The organism is Acidipropionibacterium thoenii DSM 20276, assembly GCF_000423445.1.
In the GTDB taxonomy this organism is placed as follows: domain Bacteria; phylum Actinomycetota; class Actinomycetes; order Propionibacteriales; family Propionibacteriaceae; genus Acidipropionibacterium; species Acidipropionibacterium thoenii.
This window is the reverse complement of sequence record NZ_AUHZ01000005.1, coordinates 141629-160890: the sequence shown is the minus strand read 5'-3', so window position 1 is coordinate 160890 and position 19262 is coordinate 141629. Positions and strand designations below refer to the sequence as shown.

Genomic DNA, 19262 nt, shown 5'->3' with positions numbered 1-19262 from the left:
CAGCCGCACTGCAGGCACAATGGGAGCTGACCCAGTTCCTGCCGGGAGGAGATCAGATGGATGACGACGCCGCTCTGGGCACCGCCGCGCAGCTCATCGATCTCGGCCAGGACGCCAATGCACTGCGCTACATCGGTCCGGTGCTGGCCCACGATCCCGACAATCCGCTGGCCCGACTCTACGAGGTGATGGCTCTGGAGGGGGTGGACGCCGATCGGGCCCGTCTCCGCGGCCAGGCGCTGGTGGCCGACCACCCGGACTGGGCGGAGGCCTGGGTGCAACTCACCTTCGTGCTGGCCCACCACGCCACCCCCGCCGAGGCGGCGACCGCGGCCGGCCGAACCCTGCAACTGGATCCCGACAACATCCAGGTCCATCTGTCGATGTCGGACTGCCTGTTCAACGCCGAGCAGTACCAGGCCAGCCTGGAGGCGGTGGACCGGGCACTGTGGCTGGGAACCCAGCTGTGGCAGGCCCAGGTCCGTCGGGGGTACTGCCTGTTCATGCTGGGGCGCCGGGTCGAGGGTCTGCAGATCGTCCGCCGGGTGGTCGGCGAGCACCCCGATGAGCCGGAGGCGGTCAAGGCGCTGGCGGCCCTGGAGGCCGATTCCGGCAATCATCAGCGAGCCCTGGACCTGGCAAACCGGGCCGCCAATGAGGCGATGGGACAGAAGGGCACCGCCGAGGTGGCCCACCGGATCCTGCTCGGCTCTCTCAACCGGGTGATTCTCACCTGGTTGGGGACAGGCCTGGGGCTGTCGATCATCTGGGGCCAGATCCTGCGCAGCGGTCCGAGCTGGGCTCCGATCGGGGCGGTGCTTCCGGTGATCCTGGTGGCGGCGCAGGTGCTGGCCTGGCCGAGGCTCTCGCGCGGCCAGACCCGGCGGAAGGTGGTCTCCATCCTGCGCGGCGACAGCGGCGTGCTCCTGGTGATGGGATGGGGCCTGCTGTTGTACTGCCAGACGATCTACTCGACGGTGCGCTGGCTGTTCGATCGCCAGTACCACAACCCACTGCCGATGCTGGTGCTGGTGGCGATGGTGGGCCTGATCGTCTTCGGGCTGGTCGGACGGCTGAGGAAAGCGGTGACCACGCGGACCCGCTGAGCCCTCGGCCCGCTCTCCCGGTGGCACCACCCTCGGTGGCAGGGCCCGGCGTCGCTGCGCCGCTGACAGCCGAGCACCGGTCCAGCCCGACCAAGTACCCTCGCTGGCAGGACCGGAAAGCTCATCAGGAGACGCCGTGAATCCATTGATCGAAAGCCTGCGTCGCGCCGTCGAGGCCGCCCCCGACGACGTCCCGCTGCGTCTTCATCTGGCCGGGTTGCTGCTGGACGAGGGGGACGCCGCGGCGGCCATCGCCGAGTGTGGGAGGGCCCTGGTGGCCGACCCCAACAGTGCCGATGCCCGGGCGCTGATGGGCCGGGCGCTGGGCCAGCAGTCCGCTCCCCAGGATCCGGCTGCCCGACCGGCCCCCCGGCGTTCCGGATCCCGGCCGGACGCCGTGGAGTCGACTCCCCCGCAGGAGGACCCGACGGGATCGGAGAGGTCGGCGTCCTCCCCCGATGACCCGGATCCCCAGACCCCCGACGGCCCGAACGCTCAGACCCCTGACCACCAGGGCTTCGACTGGTCGGCCGCCGAGCAGGAGGTCTCCGACCTCGTCGAGCCGATGTTCCTCGGCGACCAGCCGGCCGAGCTGGGCGAGGGCACCCTCGACGTCGAGAGGCCCGACTTCGGACTGGCCCAGGTCGCCGGGATGGCCTCGGTCAAGGACCGCATCAATGCCTCCTTCCTGGCGCCGATGCGCAACCCGGAGATGCGACGTCTCTACGGCAAGAGCCTCAAGGGCGGCCTGTTGATGTACGGCCCGCCGGGCTGCGGCAAGACCTACATCGCCCGTGCGCTGGCCGGCGAGCTCGGCACCGGGTTCCTGTCGATCTCGATCTCCGATGTGCTGGGGCCCTACATCGGCCAGAGCGAGGAGTCGGTCCACGAGCTGTTCCAGTTCGCCCGGCAGAACGCGCCGATGGTCGTCTTCCTCGACGAGGTCGACACCCTGGGAGGACGCCGTTCGCAGACCCATGGTTCAGCGGCGATGCGCTCGACGATCAACCAGTTGCTGGTGGAGCTGGACGGCGTCGACTCCCTCAACGACTCGATCTTCGTGCTGGGAGCCACCAACCAGCCCTGGGACATCGACCCGGCGCTGCGCCGCCCCGGACGCCTGGACCGCACCATCCTGGTACTGCCCCCCGATGAGTCGGCGAGAGCGGCGATCTTCACCCTGCACCTCAAGCAGCGTCCGGTCGAGGCGATCGACCTGGCCTCATTGGCCAGGCGCAGCGAGGGGTTCTCCTCGGCCGACATCGCCTACGCCTGCGACATGGCCGCCGAGCACGCGCTGATGGACAGCGTGTCGTCGGGGCGCACCCGGATGATCACGATGGCCGATCTGGGAGCTGCTCTCAAGCAGGTCCAGCCGTCGATGAACTCGTGGTTCTCCTCGGCCCGCAACATGCTGGAGTACGGGTCCGACGACGGCACCCACGCGGAGCTTCGGACATACATGAAGTCGCACCACCTGATGTGAACCCCGACCCGGGTGGACCTCAGCCCAGACGACGGGCCGATCTGGCCTGCCGACTCCCCTCACGGACCCGCCTCAGCCGGTTGACCAGAGCCGGTGCATAGCCGGCGGCGTCGGGATCGTCCAGCAGGCCGTTGAGCCGCTGGTGGTAGCGCGGCGAGGAGATCTCCAGCCGGTCGTGGATGACGGTGGCCTTGTCACCCGACAGCCTGCCGTGCTGCCAGGCGTCCTCCAGATCGAGGATGGCGGCGTCCGCCGGATCCAGTACGTGGACCTCCGGGCCGGCGACCGGACCGGGGGCGGCGGCGTCCTCCCCCGGAGCACCGCGGTTCTCGTCCTGGCCGGCAACCTCACTCACGGCCTCCAGTGTATGGGCGTGCCATGATGGGAGGGGCTCGAGCACAACGAGGTGCCCGGGAACACAGTGAGAAGGGGACACGATGGAGCGCCTCGGGGGCACCGTCCAGAACTATGCGTGGGGGTCGACCGACGCCATCGCACGGATTCTGGGAGTAGAACCAGACGGCAGCCCGCAGGCCGAGTACTGGCTGGGAGCCTATGAGTCCTCCTCCTCCACACTGGCCGACCGGACGCCGTTGGCGGACCACCTGCGAAGCCATCCCGAGGAGCTCGGCGAGGCCTGCCGGACGTTCTTCGGAGACCGACTGCCCTTCCTGCTGAAGATCCTGTCGGCCGCCAGACCGCTGAGCCTCCAGGCCCATCCCGACTCCCACGACGCCTGCACGGGGCTCGACGACGAGCAGGCCGGCGGGGTCTCTGCCGGCGAGCGGACCTTCGTCGATGACTGGCCACGCCCGGAGCTGATGGTGGCGCTGAGCGAGGTGGAGGCGCTGTGTGGTTTCCGGGAACCGCGCCGGACCCGCGAGCTGCTCGACGGACTGGGGGTGCGAGCCTCCCTGGACGCGGTCTACGGGCCGCTCACCGAGAGATCGGGAGCGGCGGGGCTGGCCGAGGTCTTCCTGGACTGCCTGGCCGGTGACGGCTACCGGCTGGAACTGGTCGGCGAGGTGGTCTCGGCCGCGGTCAACCATCTGGACGACGCCGGGGAGCTCGGGCTGTTCTCGCGGACTGCCGTGGAGCTCGACGAGCACCACCCCGGTGACCCATCGATCCTGGCCGCGCTGCTGCTCAACCGCGTGCATCTGTCCCCCGGTCAGGGGCTCCGGGTACCGCCGGGGACGATGCACACCTATCTTCGGGGCACCGGGGTGGAGGTCGCCGCGAACTCGAACAACACGGTGCGCGGAGGGCTGACCGCCAAGCACATCGACGTCGACTCGCTGGTGCGGATCGTGGACTTCAGCTCCGGGCCTCCGGCGGTGGTCGAGCCGCACGCGGATGGCGACTCCGAGGTGCTCGCCGAGTATCCGACCGGGCGTCCGGAGTGCCGGTTGTGGTCCATCCGGCTGCGGCCCGCAGGTGCCCGGCTGGTTCCTGCCACGCTGCTGCCGGCAACAGATCAGCCCCGGATCGTGATGGTGATCGGCGGCCACCTCGTCTGCTCCAGCGCTGCCTCCACCGAGGAGATCGTGCGCGGCCAGGCGCTGTGGGTGCCGGCCGGTGAACAGGTTCAGATCCAGGGCAACTGCGACGGATTCGTGGTGAGCTCGGGGCTGGACCCCGATGGGGTGGGCCTGCGGATCTGAGTCCTGGCCCGCGCTGGCGTGGGGCCCCGGATGCCCCGGGTCGCCCCGCGGACCTCTGTCGGGGTCGGAACCGTCGGAGTGCTCCAGGGCACCGGCCCGCAGGCCGTCTCGGAAGGGCTCCGTGGCCTGCTGGACAGCCCGGTCCGGTGGCCGGCCCGGATTCGTGCCCGCCGGAGTGATCCATCTGAGCCTGCCCGCGCGACAGTAGGGCATGGAGACCACCACCGCCAGCGACGCCGAGCTGCTGGCCCGGATCAGCTCGGGGGACGAGTCCGCCCTGCGCGAGCAGGTCGTCGCCCGGTACGCCGGGTCGACGCTGAGCGCCGAGGAAAAGCTGCTGATCACCGTGGAGCACGGCGGGATGGTCGGTCGCCGGGGTGGCGGCGATGGCGGCGATGGCGGTGGTGCTGTCCGGCGACGGGCGGATGCCGCGTGTCCACCCTCCGCGCAGGCGCCCGGTGCCGAGGCACGGAATGTCACCGGAGACAGTGGCCCCTGCGGCGCACCGCGCAATGATGGACCCATGACGCAGAAGATGAATGTCGAGAGCTTCAACCTGGACCACACCAAGGTGGCGGCACCCTTCATCCGGGTAGCCGATGTCAAGCATCTGCCGGCCGGCGACACCCTGACGAAGTATGACGTGCGGTTCTGCCAGCCGAACGCCGCGCATCTGGAGATGGATGCGGTGCACTCGGTGGAGCACTCCTTCGCCGAGTGCGTCCGCAACCACAGCGACTCGGTGATCGACTTCGGTCCGATGGGATGCCAGACCGGTTTCTACCTCATCATGGTCGGCGAGCCGGATGTGCCCGCCACCTGCGATCTGGTGGAGGCCACCCTCAACGACATCCTCGCCCTCCAAGCTGTGCCTGCCGCCAACACCACCCAGTGCGGCTGGGGAGCCCATCACAGTCTGGAAGGTGCGAAGGAGGCCGCCCGGCAGATGCTGGCCCACCGGTCCGAGTGGCAACAGGTGATGGCCTGAGGCGAAGACCACTCCGCTCAGTGATCGGGGGAGGTCCCGGTACCTCATCAGCCCGGCCGCAAGTCGTGGTCAGTCGCCAGGAGAGGTGGCTCCATCACACGATGGATCCACCCCCGGGACCCCCGGATCGATCAGCTGGCAGTCCTGAGGCAGGCATGGCGTCCTGCCCTGCTACCTGACCTCCAACCTGATTCCGTCCTTCTCGCACTCCGCCTTCACCTCAGCGCTCGGACGGTTGTCCCTGCCACATTCGAACCCCTTGAAGTTGCCAATGTGTCCACTTCCCTCCACGGGACCCGTCAGGTAACCGTTCAGGATGGCGTTGGCCTCATCGCAGCCGATGGTGCCCGAGGCCACGTACAGCTGGCCCTGCAGGTACTGGGTGCCCGCACCGTGCAGGGCACCGCATGCTCCGTCGGCTCCGGGCTGGTCGGATGCCGAATGGGTCTGCTGTGTCGTGGTCCCGGATGCGAGTCCACCTGCCGATGGTGTGAGGGTCGCAGACGTGGTCGCTGATGGCGTGAGGGTCGCAGACGTACTTGCCGATGGCGTGAGGGTCGCAGACGTGGCTGCGGACGAGGCAGTGGTGGCGGCCGCACTGATGGCCGGCGTACTCGTCGTCGAGACGCTGCTGGGACCGCTGCACCCTGCGAACAGCACGGCAGTACCGACGAGCCCGAGGACGCCGATGATCCCGGTTCGATGAGGCATTTTCATAGCCTTGACATAGAACTTCATAGCTTGAGCATAGGTAAAATGTGAACTGCTGTCGGGGTGAACCGGGAAATCGTTGCCGTCATGGCAACGGAGCTGCGAGCAATGCCCTTGTGGGGGTGCGCACTGCTGGAGACCTCGGGGCAGGGCTCCACAGCTGGGTGGTCGAGGTCGGCGCGGAGGGGGTCACGGCAGCCAGGACTGAGTCATTCGAGGACGTCTCGAGGACACGGTCTGTTGTGGAATGTCGTGACGTCCTCAGGAAAACGGTGTCTGACCAGGTGTTTCGGTGGAGCCTCTGACAGGAATCGAACCCGCGACCATCGCTTTACAAGAGCGGCGCTCTACCAACTGAGCTACAGAGGCATCGGATCTGCGCTCGACCCGTCGTGGCGCCTCGCGAGAACCAGCTCACATTGTGACAGCAGGACGCCGGGGGGCGAAATCCGCGCCGCAACGACCCTCCCGGACATCGGGCCGAATACCCGATGCCGGTAGCCATCGGCTGGGTCCTCGGGTCGACCGCGGTACCCCGCGGATCAGCACGGCTCAGCGGATGGCGTCCTCCAGGTACTGCCGGGCACCCACCATCGTCGGCCCGTACCAGGCCAGCTTCTGGCCATCGACCAATCGGACGTCCAGCCCGGGGAAGGCCTCCGGGCCGTCCTCGGCGGTGAAGTGGTAGGGCTCATCGGGCAGCACGATCCGATCGACGTCCAGCCTCTGCAGGGTCTCCAGGTCGACGTGCGGATAGCGCGTCCCGTCGTCGGGCAGCGCAGCCAGACGCACCCCGCAGCGGGCCAGCGAGTCCTCGATGTAGGTGGTGGCCCCGGCACACATCCACGGGTCCCGCCAGACCGCCACCACCGCGGTGAGCTCGGGGTCGGGCACCGGCGCCGACCAATCCCGCCGGGCCTGCGCCAGCCAGTCGGGCTCGGCGACCCCCAGCGCCTCGGTGAACAGCCGATCCAGACTCGTCACCGCCTGGTCGACGCCGTCGATGCTGGTCACCCACACCGCGATCCCGGCCTCGCGCAGCAGGTCGACGTCGTGCTGACGGTTCTCCTCGCGGTTGGTGACCACCAGATCCGGATGCAGCTCGGCAATGGCCGCCCGGTCAGGGTTCTTGGTGCCCCGCACCCGAGCCACCTGGTGGCCTGCGCGCTCATCGATGTCGGTCGGCCGAATGCACCACTGGGTGCAGCCGACCAGCTTCTCGGGGCAGGTCAGCGCGATGGCCTCGGTGATCGAGGGCACCAGACTCACCACTCGACCGGCGGGTTCAGGCAGATCGACGAGGGTTCCGCAGTCATCGGCAGTCATGTCCCCACCCTGCCACTCACTGAACCGTTCCGATCACCGCACCAGCCCCATCACCACAGCGGCCGATCACCACAGCAGGGCCGCGCCGATCGCCAGCAGCACCCACAGCACGCACTGGGTGGTCTCGTTGAGGGAGCCGAAGCAGTCCCCCGTCATCCCTCCCAGACGCCGCACCAGATGCCGCGTCCACCCCATCGCCCAGCCGAGCGCCAGGCCGGCGCTGATCACCACGAGCAGGGTCCCGGTCCACCCCGCGACCAGCCATCCGATCGCTGCCCACACCAGACCCAGACAGCCCAGATTGACCGAGGCGGCGCCGGGCCGCGTCACCCCGGCGACCAGCGAGCCGAAGCCGCCCGGACGTGCGCAGGGCACCTGTGGCAGCGTCGCCAGCAGAATCGAGGCCCGTCCGACCGAGGGACCGATGAGGATCAGCAGCCCCACCCGCCACCAGGCGCCGGCTCCCTGGCCGGCAGCGGTTCCGGTGAGGCTGGTCAACGCGCCCAGGTCGACCAGCAGCACCATCAGCAGGCTGATCACCCCCATCGGCCCGATGTCGGACTGCTTCATGATCTGGAGGGCCCGCTGGGCCCCGGCCCGCGATCCCAGCCCGTCGGCGGTGTCGGCCACCCCGTCGAGATGGAACCCCCCGGTCGACGCCGCCAACCAGGCCAGCGCAAGCACCCCGGCCAGCCAGGATCCGGCGTCGGCCGCCAGCACTGCGCCGGCGATCAGGCCGGCGACCATCCCGAGCAGCAGTCCCATCCAGGGGAAGGACCGGATCGCCCGGGTCGCGATCCTGCGGTCGATGGTCGGCAGCACGGGTGCCGGGATGATCGAGAACAGCGCGAAGGCCGACACGATGCCCAGCAGTGGGCCGGGGATCCGGGCGCGGGCCGCGGTCATCTCGGGGCCCCGGTCGACAGCCGCACCGGTCTGCGGCGACTCTCCCCCGCCGGGAGGCGGCATCTGACTCATGCCCACCTCTTGGGAATCCCGGCCACGCACAGCCACACCTCGTCGCAGGCCCCCGCGACGGCGGCGTTGAGTCTGCCCAGCTCGTCGCGGAACAGTCGTCCGGCGGGAGTCTCCGGGACCACTCCCATCCCGACCTCGTTGGAGACCAGCACCACCTCGCGGGTGGTGCGGTGGATGGCGTCGACCAGATCGTCGACCCGGGAGTGCAGGGCGGGCTGCCAATCGGCATTCCCGGCCTCGGAGCTACTCCATGCGCCCACCTCGTCGAGCTCGCGGGTGATCCACACTCCGAGGCAGTCGACCAGCACCGCGGAGTCGGCTCGACGTCTCAGCTCCGAGGCGATCTCCAGGGTCTCCAGGGTCGTCCAGGAAGCCGGCCGACGCGCCCGGTGGAGCCGGATCCGCTCCTCCCACTCGGGGTCGTCGGGGTTGCGTGCCGAGGTCGCGATGTAGGTCACCTCGGAAAACGGGGCCATCCGACCCTCCGCCCAGGTCGACTTGCCCGACCGGGCACCGCCGAGCACCAGGGCACGGATCGGGCGGGTCCCGACCGGGGTGGGGATGTGCACCCCGGTCATGCCCGGACGCCTTCCTGGGCTGTCGAGCCGGCTGTCGGGTTGACGCCGTCGGCCGGAAGGTCGGTCTCCCCGGTCACCTTGATATCGGTGACATCGGCGTCGGCGAAGGTCGCCATCTCGTTGAGGATGTGGGCCGAGGCCTGCACGATCGGCAGTGCCAGGACGGCCCCTGATCCCTCGCCCAGGCGCATCCCGAGATCCAGCAGGGCCGGCAGCCCGAGCTTTCCCAGGGCTGCGGTGATTCCGGGCTCCGCGCCGGCGTGGCCGGGGACCAGGAAGTCGGCGGCAGCCGGGGCGATGGCGGTGGCCAGCAGGGCCGAGGAACAGGCGATGACTCCGTCCACCACGACCGGGACCCGGTGGGCTGCGGCACCCAGGATGAGTCCGGCCATCGCACCGTGCTCGAACCCGCCCACTCTGGCCAGCGCCTCGACCGGTTCCCCGGCATCCGGCTGATTGATCTCGAGGGCCCGTTCGATGACCGCCACCTTGTGCTGATGGCGGGCGTCGTCGGCACCGGCGCCGTGGCCGGTGACGGTGGCCGCCGGCAGCCCGGTGAAGACACTGATGAGTGCCGATGCGGGGGTGGTGTTGGCGATCCCCATCTCCCCTGTGACCAGGATGTCGGCGCCCTCGGCGACGGCCTCGTCGGCGGTGGAGATGCCGATCTCCAGGGCCTTGACGGCCTCCACCAGGCTCATCGCCGGGCCCCGCGAGATGTCATCGGTGCTGTGCCTGATGCACTTGTCGCGCACTCCGCAGCCGGCCGGCAGATCGACCGCGATGCCGACATCGGTGACCCAGACCTCGGCCCCCATCTGGCGGGCCAGCACGGTGACACCGGCCCCGCCTGCCGCCATGTTGACGGCCATCTGGGCGGTGATCTCCTGCGGATCGGGGGAGACCCCCTCGGCCCAGACCCCGTGGTCCCCGGCGAACAGCCCGACCACCGGGTGACAGGGCACCGGCGTCGGAACCTGGCCGCTCATCCCGGCCAGCCGGATCGACAGGTCCTCGAGCCTGCCCAGCGAGCCCTCTGGCTTGGTGAGGATCTGCTGGCGGGCGGTGGCAGCGGCCAGCGCATCGGCGTCGGCCGGGCGGATGGCTGCCACCGCGCGGGCGAGCACCGACCGGGGTGGCAGCGAGGCGGGGAGTCGGGTGTCGGCCATGCTGGGAGTCTCCTTGATCTGGACGCATGGCCTGGCCCGGGATGCCGTGTCCTCGCAGCTGACCCGGAGCCGCCTCGGCCTGCGCCCGAGGGGTCTGGAGGGTCGCAGGTGCGACCCACGATCCGCCGGTGATGACCTGGCTCACGTCGGGCGCGGGCTTCCTGGGCCAACCGGCGCGCGGTGTGACGCGTGCCGTCGACCCGGTGCTCGCGCACAGCGCTCACAGTGGCGGGACCGCCCCGGAGTCGCACCGGAGTTCCACCTGGGACCGACGCCGATTCTCCCACACCGGTCGAGCTGCTTGGATGGGCACCATGGACGTTCTGCTCCTCGGCGGCACCCGGCTGGGCCGGGAACTGGCCCAGCGGCTGGTCGACGACGGGGTGGACGCCGTCACCTCGCTAGCGGGGGTGACCGCTTCCCGGCGGGCACTTCCCGGAGCGGTCCGGGTCGGCGGTTTCGGGGGCGTCGGGGGCCTCGAGAGGTATCTTCGTGACCACGAGGTGAAGGCCCTGGTCAATGCGACCCATCCCTTCGCCGCGGCAATCTCCCGACATGCGGCTGTGGCCGCCCAGCACCTGGGCCTGCCGCTGATTCGCCTGCAGGCGCCCAGTTGGCGAGCCCTGCCCTGGTCCGTTGAGTGGACATGGGTCCCCGATCACCAGGCGGCCGCCCGGGCCGCGGCGTCGCGGCCGGGTTCCATTCTGCTCACCGTGGGCCGTCAACCCGTCCCCTACTACCTGTCGCCACTGGCGGACCGCAGGGTCACCGCTCGCTGCATTGATGCCCCCGACGGGCCACTGCCTCCCGGTTGGACAGTCCTTCAGGAGAAGGGGCCGTTCAGCGCGGAGTCCGAGAAGAGCCTGCTGACGGGGTTCGACCTGCTGGTGTCCAAGGACGCCGGCGGATCCGGACCCGATTCCAAGCTGATTGCCGCCCGGACGCTCGGCACCGCAGTGGTGATGATCTCCCGGCCGACCTCCTCGGCCTACGGCGAGGAGGTCGCCACCGCTGAGCAGGCCCGCGACCGGCTCGGCCGGTGGCTGCCGGGCAGCACCCGCTGAGACGCCTCAGCGTCGCCGCGATCAGATCCGCTTCGTCGACGACATGGCCCGGGGTCGCGGCCATCTGCCCGGGCTGGCCCTGTTGTCTGGCCGGCGAGACCGGGTACGTTACTGGCCATGGCACACCAGCAGACGCTCACCATGTCGGGGATGGCGCGCGTCGCCATTCCCAGTTGTCGCATCTGCGATCAAGGCCCCCAGCTGCGAGGCCAGCTGTAGGGCCGTTCATCCAGCGGCCGGTTCAGGGGACCACGGCATTCGCTGCTCGACCATGTCCACGAGAACGACTCCAAAGTTACATAGTTCGTAACATTCGGACCATATGGACGACACATAGGGGGCTGTTGAATTCCTACTGAATGGCTAGCCATCTCGGGCGCACTACCATCAGGAAACGTGGTGGGATCACCTCTTGGAGTGCCCGTCCCAGTGAACTTTTCTACCTTCTCAGCTTTCATTGGAGGACATCATGGGTCAATCTCGCCTGGCGTCTGCGATAGGCGCCGTCGTCATCAGTGGACTTCTTCTCACCGGCTGTTCTCAGCCCGGATCATACGGTTCTGGCGATTCGTCCGGTGGAGATTCCTCATCCACGACGATCACCGTGGGCTCGGCAAACTTCACCGAGTCCGAGATCCTCGCCAACATCTATGCCACAGCTCTCAAGGACTCCGGGTACAAGGTCAAGGAGAAGCTCAACATCGGTTCGCGAGAGGTGTACATCCCGGCACTGACCGACAAGTCGATCGACCTGATCCCCGACTACTCGGGCAACCTGCTGTCCTATCTGGACGCCTCAACCACGGCCCGTTCCGCCGAGGAGATCAACAAGGCCCTGCCCGGCTCGCTCAAGGCCAAGGGCCTGGCGATGGGAACTCCTGCCAGCGCGGAGGACAAGGACGCGGTGGTCGTGACCTCTGATACCGCATCCAGCTGGTCGCTCAGCTCGATCGGCGACCTCGCCTCGCACAACTCCCAACTCAGCATGGGAGGAGCCCCCGAGTTCAAGACCCGCGCAGTGGGCCTGCCCGGACTCAAGAAGAACTACGGCGTCGTCCCGTCCAGCTACACGACGATCGCCGACGGCGGCGGCCCGGCCACCGTCGCGGCCCTCAAGGACGGCAAGGTCAAGGCCGCCAACATCTACACCACCAGCCCTGATATCCCGGCAAACAACTTCGTCGTGCTCAAGGACCCGAAGAACAATTTTCCGGCCCAGAACGTGACCCCCGTGTTCCGAGATGGAGTTCTTGACGCGAAGGCCCTCAAGGTCGTCAACGGCGTATCCGCACAGTTGACGACCGAGGATCTCACAGAGTTGAACAGCGAGGTCTCCGGAAGCTCCAAGATGGAGCCCTCTGCTGCGGCCGAGAAGTGGCTCAAGAGCAAGGGTCTCACCAAGTAATGTCGGCAAGCGGTGGGCACGGTGAACTGTGCCCACCATCCGTACCTGTTGGTGTCAGCTGGGAGAAGAGGTCACAATGATCGAATTCAATCATGTCACCAAACAATACCCCGACGGTACCGTCGCGGTTGACAACCTCAGTCTGAAAGTGGAAAAGGGTTCGCTGACGGTATTCGTCGGTCCCTCCGGTTGTGGCAAGACGACCTCCATGCGGATGGTCAACCGCATGCTGGAACCCACCCTGGGCCAGATCCGGCTGGACGGTGTCGACGTCGCCCAGGGCTCGGCTGTGGAGCTGCGACGCGGAATCGGCTACGTCATCCAGAACGTGGGCCTGCTGCCCCACCGCACGGTGGTGGACAATGTGGCCACCGTGCTGCTGCTCCAGGGAGTTCATCGCAAGGAGGCGAGATCGCGGGCTCTGGACGTGATGGAGCGCGTCGGTCTGCCGCTGGAGCTCGCGCGACGCTTCCCGGCGAGTCTGTCGGGAGGTCAGGAACAACGTGTGGGGGTGGCCCGAGCTCTGGCAGCCGATCCCCAGGTGATGCTGATGGACGAGCCGTTCTCGGCGGTGGACCCCTTGGTGCGCGAGGAGTTGCAGCGCGAACTGCGTCGGCTCCAGGCCGAACTGCACAAGACGATCATCTTCGTCACCCACGACATGGACGAGGCCATGCTGCTCGGAGACCGGGTCGCTGTGTTCGGCGGGCACGGAACGTTGCAGCAGTACGCCCCGCCAGAGGAGATCCTGGCGCGCCCGGCAACCGAGTTCGTGGAGTCCCTGGTGGGTCGCGACAGGGGCTACCGGGCACTGTCCTTCCTGGACGCCGCCGAGCTCTCGACTCGGCCGGCTCCGGTGGTGTCGATCGCCGACTCGGCCACCGCGGACCTGCCGGACTCGGGCTGGTTGCTGGTGACGACTCAGTCAGGACACCCGATGGGCTGGCTGGACGCCGCGCACCAGCGCTCCTTGAACGGAGCGGAGCCTGGTGCCGAGGCGCTGGCGCCGCTGGGCTCCCAGCTCATCGCCGGGGGCAGTCTTCGACAGGCACTCGACGCCGCCCTGTCGTCGCCGTCTGGTCAAGGAGTCGTGGTGAACTCCGATGGTGTCGCGACCGGCGTCATCGGTGTCGACGAGGTGGCTGCCCGGCTGGCCCAGGTTCGGGCCGCAGAAGCTGCAGTCGGGGCGAACCGATGACGGCCCCTCTGGAACTCCCGCACTCGTTGTGGGCCATCGACAACTGGGACACCGTCTCCGAGATGCTGGTTCAGCACATCTGGCTGGCCATGATCCCCATCGGCGCGGGCCTGATCATCGCGATACCTCTGGGTCTTCTGCTCTGTGACTCGCCGAGGGCCCGTGCCGTCAGCATCTTTGTCGCCAGCGCCATCTACACGGTGCCCTCGCTGGCCCTGTTCCTCATCATTCCGGGGATCATCGGCACTCAGCTGCTGTCTCCGGTGAATGTCGTGGTGGCGCTCTCGCTGTACTCCACATGCCTGTTCCTGCGCTCGGTCTTCCAGGCGCTGGACGCCGTTCCTCGAGCTGTTGTGGATGCCGGCGTCGCGATCGGGCACTCGCGGGTCCAACGCAAGCTGCGCATCGACATGCCGCTGGCGATCCCGGTACTCACCGCCAGCGCCCGGGTCGTGGCTGTCACGAATATCTCGCTGGTCACGGTGGGGGCGGTGATCGGCGTCGGGGGCCTTGGTGGACTGTTCACCGCCGGATACCAGCGCAACTTTCCCGAGGAGATCATCACCGGCATCGTGCTCACCATTCTGCTCGGCCTGCTCGTGGACCGACTCATCGCACTGATCGGCTGGTGGCTCGCGCCCTGGGCGCGCCCGGAGTCGAGGAAGAGGCCCCGCCGGCGCGTCGTCGCGCACCTCGTCACGACAGAGGCATGAGCGATGCTCCAAGATCTGATCTCATTCCTGGGTTCACCCGCGAACTGGTCCGGAAGTGACGGTATTCCGCTGCGCATCGTCGAGCAGCTGTGGTACTCCCTGCTGGCAGTGGCGATCTCCGCCGTCCTCGCGGTCCCGGTGGGACTGGTGCTGGGACACACCCGGCGCGGCGAGTCCCTGGTCGCCGGGATCGCCAACAGCGTCAGGGCGCTGCCGAGCCTCGGGCTGATGACGCTGCTCGTCCTGCTGCTGGGCCTGGGCCTGGTTCCTCCGATTCTCGCGCTGGTCGTTCTCGGCATTCCGCCGCTGCTGGCCGGCAGCTACGCCGGGGTTCGCAATGTCGATGCCTCGACCGTCGACGGCGCACGGGCGATAGGCATGTCGGAGTTCCAGGTGCTGCTCAAGGCCGAGGTCCCCAATGCCCTACCGCTCATCGTCTCGGGCCTGCGCAATGCCAGCCTCGACGTCATCGCCACCGCGACCATCGCCGCCTACGTCAACCTCGGCGGGCTCGGCCGCCTCATCTTCGACGGGATGGCCGTCTACGACTACGGACAGGTCGCAACCGGTGCTGTGCTGGTAACCAGCCTCGCCCTGTGCATCGACGCCATGCTGGCCGGACTGGTGCGGGCAGTGCAGCCGGGCCGGCGGGTCCGCGGACGGGACAGCCGCGAGATCTCCCTGCTGCTGCGCGATCGGGCCGGCGACGCGGCGGCATCGGCGGTGACCTCCGATTGAACAGCGGACTTCCGGGAATCCCCGGTCAGTGATCTGAGAGCCTGCGGGCCGCCGCGCTGGTGTGCTCCAGGTCCAGCCCGGCGACCTCGCCGACCACCACGATGGCCGGTGGGCGAACCCCGGCCGCGGCCATCTCATCGGCCACCTTGGCGAGCTCCGTGGTGATCACCGACTGGCCCGGCAGTGAGGCCCTGCGCACCACGGCGACCGGAGTGCTGGGGGACAGTCCGCCACCGATGAGATCGGCGGCGATCTGGTGGATGTGGGCCACCCCCATGAGGATCACCAGGGTGGTGCCGCAGCTGGCGAGCTGGCCCCAGTCCAGCACCGAGCGCGAGTCTCCCGGCGCCACATGGCCTGAGACCACGGTGAATCCCTGGACCATGTGCCGGTGGGTGAGGGGGATGCCCGCCAGCTCCGGCCCGGCAACAGAGGAGGTGACGCCGGGAATCACCCGGACCGGCACACCGGCCGCGGCACAGGCCTGCCACTCCTCGCCGCCGCGCCCGAAGACGAAGGAGTCGCCACCTTTGAGCCGGACCACTCGCCGACCGGCCCGGGCGTGTTCGACCAGCAGCTCGTTGATCCTCTCCTGGGGGACATAGCGCCCCTGGGGCGCCTTGCCGACCGGAATCCTCTCGGCCCTCGGCGCCTGCTCGAGGATCTCCTGGGGGGCGAGCCGGTCGTAGAGGATGACGTCGGCCTGACAGACCGCCTGGTACCCGGCCAGGGTCAGCAACCCCGGATCTCCCGGGCCACCGCCCACCAGGGTGACGGTGCCTGGGACCAGGTCGGGCGCATACCTCGGGGTGGTCATCTGATCTCCTTGTCGTGGTCCTCGAACGGGGTGCCGGTGGGCGTGCGCAGGCCGGGAGGTTCGGCCGATGGAGCGAGCTCCCGGATCGCTTCAGCGAGGCGGGCATGGATCTCGGGGTCCCGAACGGCCAGTCGGATCCAGGTCGGCCCCAGCCCGGGGAAGGTCTCGCCACGGCGCACCGCGAACCCGCGGTCGGCCAGGCGCTGCCGAATCGAGTGCACGGGGTCGATCGATGAGGTGTCGGCCAGCACGAAAGGAGCACCGGAGCCGACGACACTCAGGCCGATCCGCCGAAGCTCGGCGACCAGGTCCTCCCGCAGCGCCGGGAGCGCCGTGACCAGTCGGTCCCGATGGGCCCGGGCGGCCTCGCTGCAACAGGCGATCATCGCGGCGATCGCCGGGGTCGAGACCGACCACGGGGGCTGCTGGGTGGCCAGCTGCGCGACCAGCTCCGGGTCGCCGACGAGATATCCGGCGCGAATCCCGGCCAGTCCGTAGGTCTTGGTGAGGGACCTCAGCACCACCAGACCCGCCATCTGCGGCCCGATCACAGACTCGGTGCCGTCGGTGGCGTCCATGAAGGCCTCATCGACGACCAGCACCCGTCCCGGCGCCAGCAGGCTGCGCAGCGCCTCGGCCGGATGGAGGACGCCGGTCGGGTTGGTGGGATTGCCGACCACCACCAGATCGGCGTCCCGAGGCACTGCGGCCGGGTTGAGGCTGAAACCGTCGGCCGGGCCGAGCAGCAGCCGGTCGACCTGGTGACCTGCGGCTCTCAGTGCCGCCTCGGGCTCGGTGAACTGGGGATGGATGATGACCGGGTGGTGCGGGTGCAGGGCCCGCGCCAGCAGCACGAAGGCCTCCGCGCCGCCGGCGGTGGGCAGCACCATTGCGGGGTCGACGCCGTTGAGGCCGGCCAGCGCCTGACGGGCCGGCTCCGGGTCGGGGTAGCTCTGCCACGTCGAGGAGGTCTCGGCGATGGCGTCGACGAGCCAGTCGGGGGTGCGATCGACCCGGACGTTGACCGCCAGGTCGACCAGCCCGGGGGCGACGTCCTGGTCGCCGTGGTGGTCGAGATCCGGCTCGGCCCCAGGGCGGTCCTCGGCCAGACCGGCGTGGGATGCCGCGGAGAGGTTCCCCGGTGCCTCTCCCCGACCTCGGGCCGTCGCCTGCGTCGACGCCGTCCGGTAGCGCCAGGCCTCGGCCGCGAATCGGGCGGCACAGCCGGGTTGACCGGCCCAGTGGAGGTGCAGGTAGGAGGCGTGCACGGTCGGCCGGCCCACCGCGGCCGGGTCCTGGGACACCCCTTCCAGACGGGTCGAGCCGTCGGGCATCGCCAGGCTCCAGGCCGGGGTCGAGATGCCGCCCGCCTCATCGCCGCCTGTGTCGATGGCGCTCACACCGGTCCGGTGGAACTCGTGCCCGACCACCCGGTCCCCCGCTGCCGCCAGCAGGGTCTCGGCCCTCGCGACGGCGTCCCGGTATCCCATCGTCAATCGTGGACCCATCGCCGCGGCGAGATCCAGCACCCCGGTCATCGGATGTCCGTCCAGGGTGCGGCACAGCATCAGCAGGCCGGCGCACTCGGCGACCACCGGCATGCCGGCCGCCAGATGGCTGCGGATCGATGCGTGCAGGGATCGGTTGGCAGCCAGCTGGTCGGCGTGCATCTCGGGGAAGCCGCCACCCAGGTACAGCCCGCACACTCCTTCGGGCAGGGCAGGGTCGGTGAGTGGGTCGATGTCGGCCACCCGGCAGCCGGCCGCCTCCAGGAGTTCGGTGGTCTCGGCGTAGCGGAAGGTGAAAGCCCGTCCGCCGGCAATCGCGATCAGCGGTGCAGGGGCGATCAGAGGTGCAGGGGCGATCGGCGAGGACTGCGGCTGCGCAGCGCCGGCATCGGCCGGGATCACGGCCGCCAGATCCTGCCATGATCCACTGCCGCGCAGCGCCCGCCCCGGATCCCAGGGTCGGGTGGCCAGGTCTGGCGCCGAGTCGGCGATCCTCAGCACGGCATCCAGGTCGACGTGGTCACCGATCAATCCGGCCAGCGCCTCGATCTGGCGGGCGGAGGCGTCGCGTTCGGCGGCCGGCACCAGACCGAGGTGGCGGGAGGGCACGAAGATCTTCCTGTCACGGGGGATCTCCCCGAGCACCGGGATCCCCAGGCCCGCGATCCCGCGTCGGATCTCTGCGCCGTGCCGGACCGAGGAGACCCGGTTGAGCACCACCCCGGCGACTCTCACCTGCGGATCGAACCCCGCCAGACCGGCGACCACCGCCGCGTGGGTCAGCGAGGCATGGCAGGCGTCGACCACCAGCACCACCGGGGTCCTGGTGAGCCGGGCGATCTGGGCCGAGGATCCGGCACCATCGCCCAGACGCCCGTCGAACAGCCCCATCACCCCCTCGATCACTGCGAGATCGGCAGGATCAGGAGTCATGAAGCCGTGGGCCAGCAACGGCGCCATCAACCCCTGCCCGCACATCACCGAGTCGAGATTGCGGCCGGGCCGGCCGGCAGCCAGGGTGTGGTAGCCGGGGTCGATGTAGTCGGGCCCCACCTTGAACGGCGCCACCGTGCGCCCGGCCAGACGCAACGCCGCCATCAGCCCGGTGGCGACTGTGGTCTTGCCACCTCCGGACGCCGGGGCGGCAATCAGAACTCGAGGGATCCTCACCATTCGATCCCCGCCTGACCGCGCTGACCGGCGTCGAAGGGATGGCTGATCTTCGTCATCTCGGTGACCAGGTCGGCGGCCTCGATGAGCTGCTGGGGGCAGTTGCGCCCAGTGATGACGACGTGCTGGCTGCCGGGCCGGTGGGTGAGCGTGTCGACCACCTCGTCGATGTCGATCCACCCCCAGTTCAGTGCGTAACTGAACTCGTCCAGAAGGTAGAAGTCCAAGGCCTCATCGGCCAGCAGTGAGCGGACCTGACGCCATCCCTCCCGGGCCGCCCCGGCGGGGTCCGTCCCTGCGGAGAAGGCCCTGGTCCACGACCAGCCGGTCCCCATCGTCTCCCAGACCACGGGCCCACCCTCGCCGGTCGCGTCGTGCAGTCGCCCCAGCGCTTCCAGAGCGGCCTGCTCGCCGGGGTGCCAGCGTCCGGACTTGATGAACTGGAAGACGCCGATCGACCATCCCTGGTGCCAGGCGCGCAGCGCGGTGCCCATCGCGGCCGTCGTCTTGCCCTTGCCGTCGCCGGTGTGGACCGCCAGGACGGGGCGCAGCCGTCGCTGGCGGGTGGACAGCCCGTCGCCGGGGTCGGCGGTGGTGCGTGCGCGCGGCATCGATTCCTCCTCGCGGGTCCTCGCCCGCATCG

15 protein-coding genes, 1 tRNA gene and 2 pseudogenes are annotated in these 19262 nt (G+C 69.2%); 10 read left to right on the top strand and 8 right to left on the bottom strand.

Annotation, left to right across the window (positions count from 1 at the left end; all coding sequences use genetic code 11):
* The first annotated feature begins 56 nt into the window (after positions 1 to 56).
* Both G554_RS0100705 and G554_RS0100700 read left to right on the top strand, forming a co-directional pair.
* Positions 57 to 1106 (top strand): tetratricopeptide repeat protein, encoded by a 1050-nt coding sequence (locus G554_RS0100705; protein ID WP_027586406.1) that lies wholly within the window; start codon positions 57 to 59, stop codon positions 1104 to 1106.
* A 136-nt stretch (positions 1107 to 1242) separates the two neighbouring features.
* Entirely contained in the window at positions 1243 to 2592 is a 1350-nt protein-coding gene (locus G554_RS0100700; protein ID WP_036923866.1) for an ATP-binding protein, read from the top strand.
* Positions 2593 to 2611: 19 nt separating this feature from the next.
* Here G554_RS0100700 and G554_RS13815 read toward each other — a convergent pair whose 3' ends face one another.
* Positions 2612 to 2947 carry a DUF3263 domain-containing protein gene (locus tag G554_RS13815; protein WP_425393321.1) on the bottom strand — a complete coding sequence of 112 codons (336 nt, stop codon included), beginning with the start codon at positions 2945 to 2947 and terminating at the stop codon, positions 2612 to 2614.
* Between the two features lie 82 nt (positions 2948 to 3029).
* Here G554_RS13815 and manA point away from each other — a divergent pair, with 82 nt between their 5' ends.
* From manA to G554_RS13805, 3 genes are all read left to right on the top strand, one after another.
* Entirely contained in the window at positions 3030 to 4256 is a 1227-nt protein-coding gene (gene manA, locus G554_RS0100690) for a mannose-6-phosphate isomerase, class I (RefSeq protein WP_027586403.1), read from the top strand.
* 523 nt (positions 4257 to 4779) lie between these two features.
* Positions 4780 to 5244 carry an S-ribosylhomocysteine lyase gene (locus G554_RS0100685; protein ID WP_027586402.1) on the top strand — a complete coding sequence of 155 codons (465 nt, stop codon included), beginning with the start codon at positions 4780 to 4782 and terminating at the stop codon, positions 5242 to 5244.
* A 565-nt stretch (positions 5245 to 5809) separates the two neighbouring features.
* Complete coding sequence (locus tag G554_RS13805) at positions 5810 to 5950, top strand: hypothetical protein (RefSeq protein WP_154654103.1); 141 nt, start codon at positions 5810 to 5812, stop codon at positions 5948 to 5950.
* Positions 5951 to 6248: 298 nt separating this feature from the next.
* Here G554_RS13805 and G554_RS0100675 read toward each other — a convergent pair.
* From G554_RS0100675 to cobT, 4 genes and pseudogenes are all read right to left on the bottom strand, one after another.
* Positions 6249 to 6324 (bottom strand) — tRNA-Thr (locus tag G554_RS0100675).
* A gap of 183 nt (positions 6325 to 6507) precedes the next feature.
* A complete protein-coding gene (locus G554_RS0100670) occupies positions 6508 to 7281 on the bottom strand; it encodes a helical backbone metal receptor (RefSeq protein ID WP_051232097.1) in 774 nt (257 codons plus the stop codon).
* A gap of 66 nt (positions 7282 to 7347) precedes the next feature.
* On the bottom strand, positions 7348 to 8187 hold the full coding sequence (locus G554_RS0100665) for an adenosylcobinamide-GDP ribazoletransferase (RefSeq protein WP_027586399.1): 840 nt from the start codon (positions 8185 to 8187) through the stop codon (positions 7348 to 7350).
* 68 nt (positions 8188 to 8255) lie between these two features.
* Positions 8256 to 10006, bottom strand: a pseudogene (cobT, locus tag G554_RS16510) (nicotinate-nucleotide--dimethylbenzimidazole phosphoribosyltransferase).
* Between the two features lie 314 nt (positions 10007 to 10320).
* Here cobT and G554_RS0100650 point away from each other — a divergent pair.
* From G554_RS0100650 to G554_RS13790, 5 genes and pseudogenes are all read left to right on the top strand, one after another.
* On the top strand, positions 10321 to 11070 hold the full coding sequence (locus G554_RS0100650) for a cobalt-precorrin-6A reductase (RefSeq protein ID WP_027586397.1): 750 nt from the start codon (positions 10321 to 10323) through the stop codon (positions 11068 to 11070).
* A gap of 604 nt (positions 11071 to 11674) precedes the next feature.
* A complete protein-coding gene (locus G554_RS0100645) occupies positions 11675 to 12475 on the top strand; it encodes an ABC transporter substrate-binding protein (RefSeq protein ID WP_245569901.1) in 801 nt (266 codons plus the stop codon).
* Between the two features lie 76 nt (positions 12476 to 12551).
* Positions 12552 to 13274 (top strand): annotated as a pseudogene (locus tag G554_RS18600) (ABC transporter ATP-binding protein); the annotation flags it as partial.
* Positions 13275 to 13669: 395 nt separating this feature from the next.
* Positions 13670 to 14386 carry an ABC transporter permease gene (locus tag G554_RS13795; protein WP_051232096.1) on the top strand — a complete coding sequence of 239 codons (717 nt, stop codon included), beginning with the start codon at positions 13670 to 13672 and terminating at the stop codon, positions 14384 to 14386.
* A 3-nt stretch (positions 14387 to 14389) separates the two neighbouring features.
* A complete protein-coding gene (locus G554_RS13790) occupies positions 14390 to 15124 on the top strand; it encodes an ABC transporter permease (RefSeq protein WP_051232094.1) in 735 nt (244 codons plus the stop codon).
* Positions 15125 to 15149: 25 nt separating this feature from the next.
* Here the strand turns inward: G554_RS13790 and cobA are convergent, their stop codons facing one another.
* The 3 genes from cobA to cobO are packed head-to-tail and all read right to left on the bottom strand — an operon-like array spanning position 15150 to position 19230.
* The gene (cobA, locus tag G554_RS0100625; RefSeq protein WP_027586394.1) at positions 15150 to 15941 is read right to left on the bottom strand and encodes a uroporphyrinogen-III C-methyltransferase; all 792 of its coding nucleotides are present in this window, start codon (positions 15939 to 15941) and stop codon (positions 15150 to 15152) included.
* Complete coding sequence (gene cobBC / locus G554_RS13785) at positions 15938 to 18622, bottom strand: bifunctional hydrogenobyrinic acid a,c-diamide synthase/histidinol phosphate aminotransferase CobBC (RefSeq protein WP_051232092.1); 2685 nt, start codon at positions 18620 to 18622, stop codon at positions 15938 to 15940. The genes cobA and cobBC overlap by 4 nt, the downstream gene beginning before the upstream one ends.
* On the bottom strand, positions 18616 to 19230 hold the full coding sequence (gene cobO, locus G554_RS0100615) for a cob(I)yrinic acid a,c-diamide adenosyltransferase (protein WP_027586393.1): 615 nt from the start codon (positions 19228 to 19230) through the stop codon (positions 18616 to 18618). The genes cobBC and cobO overlap by 7 nt, the downstream gene beginning before the upstream one ends.
* Positions 19231 to 19262: the final 32 nt, after the last annotated feature.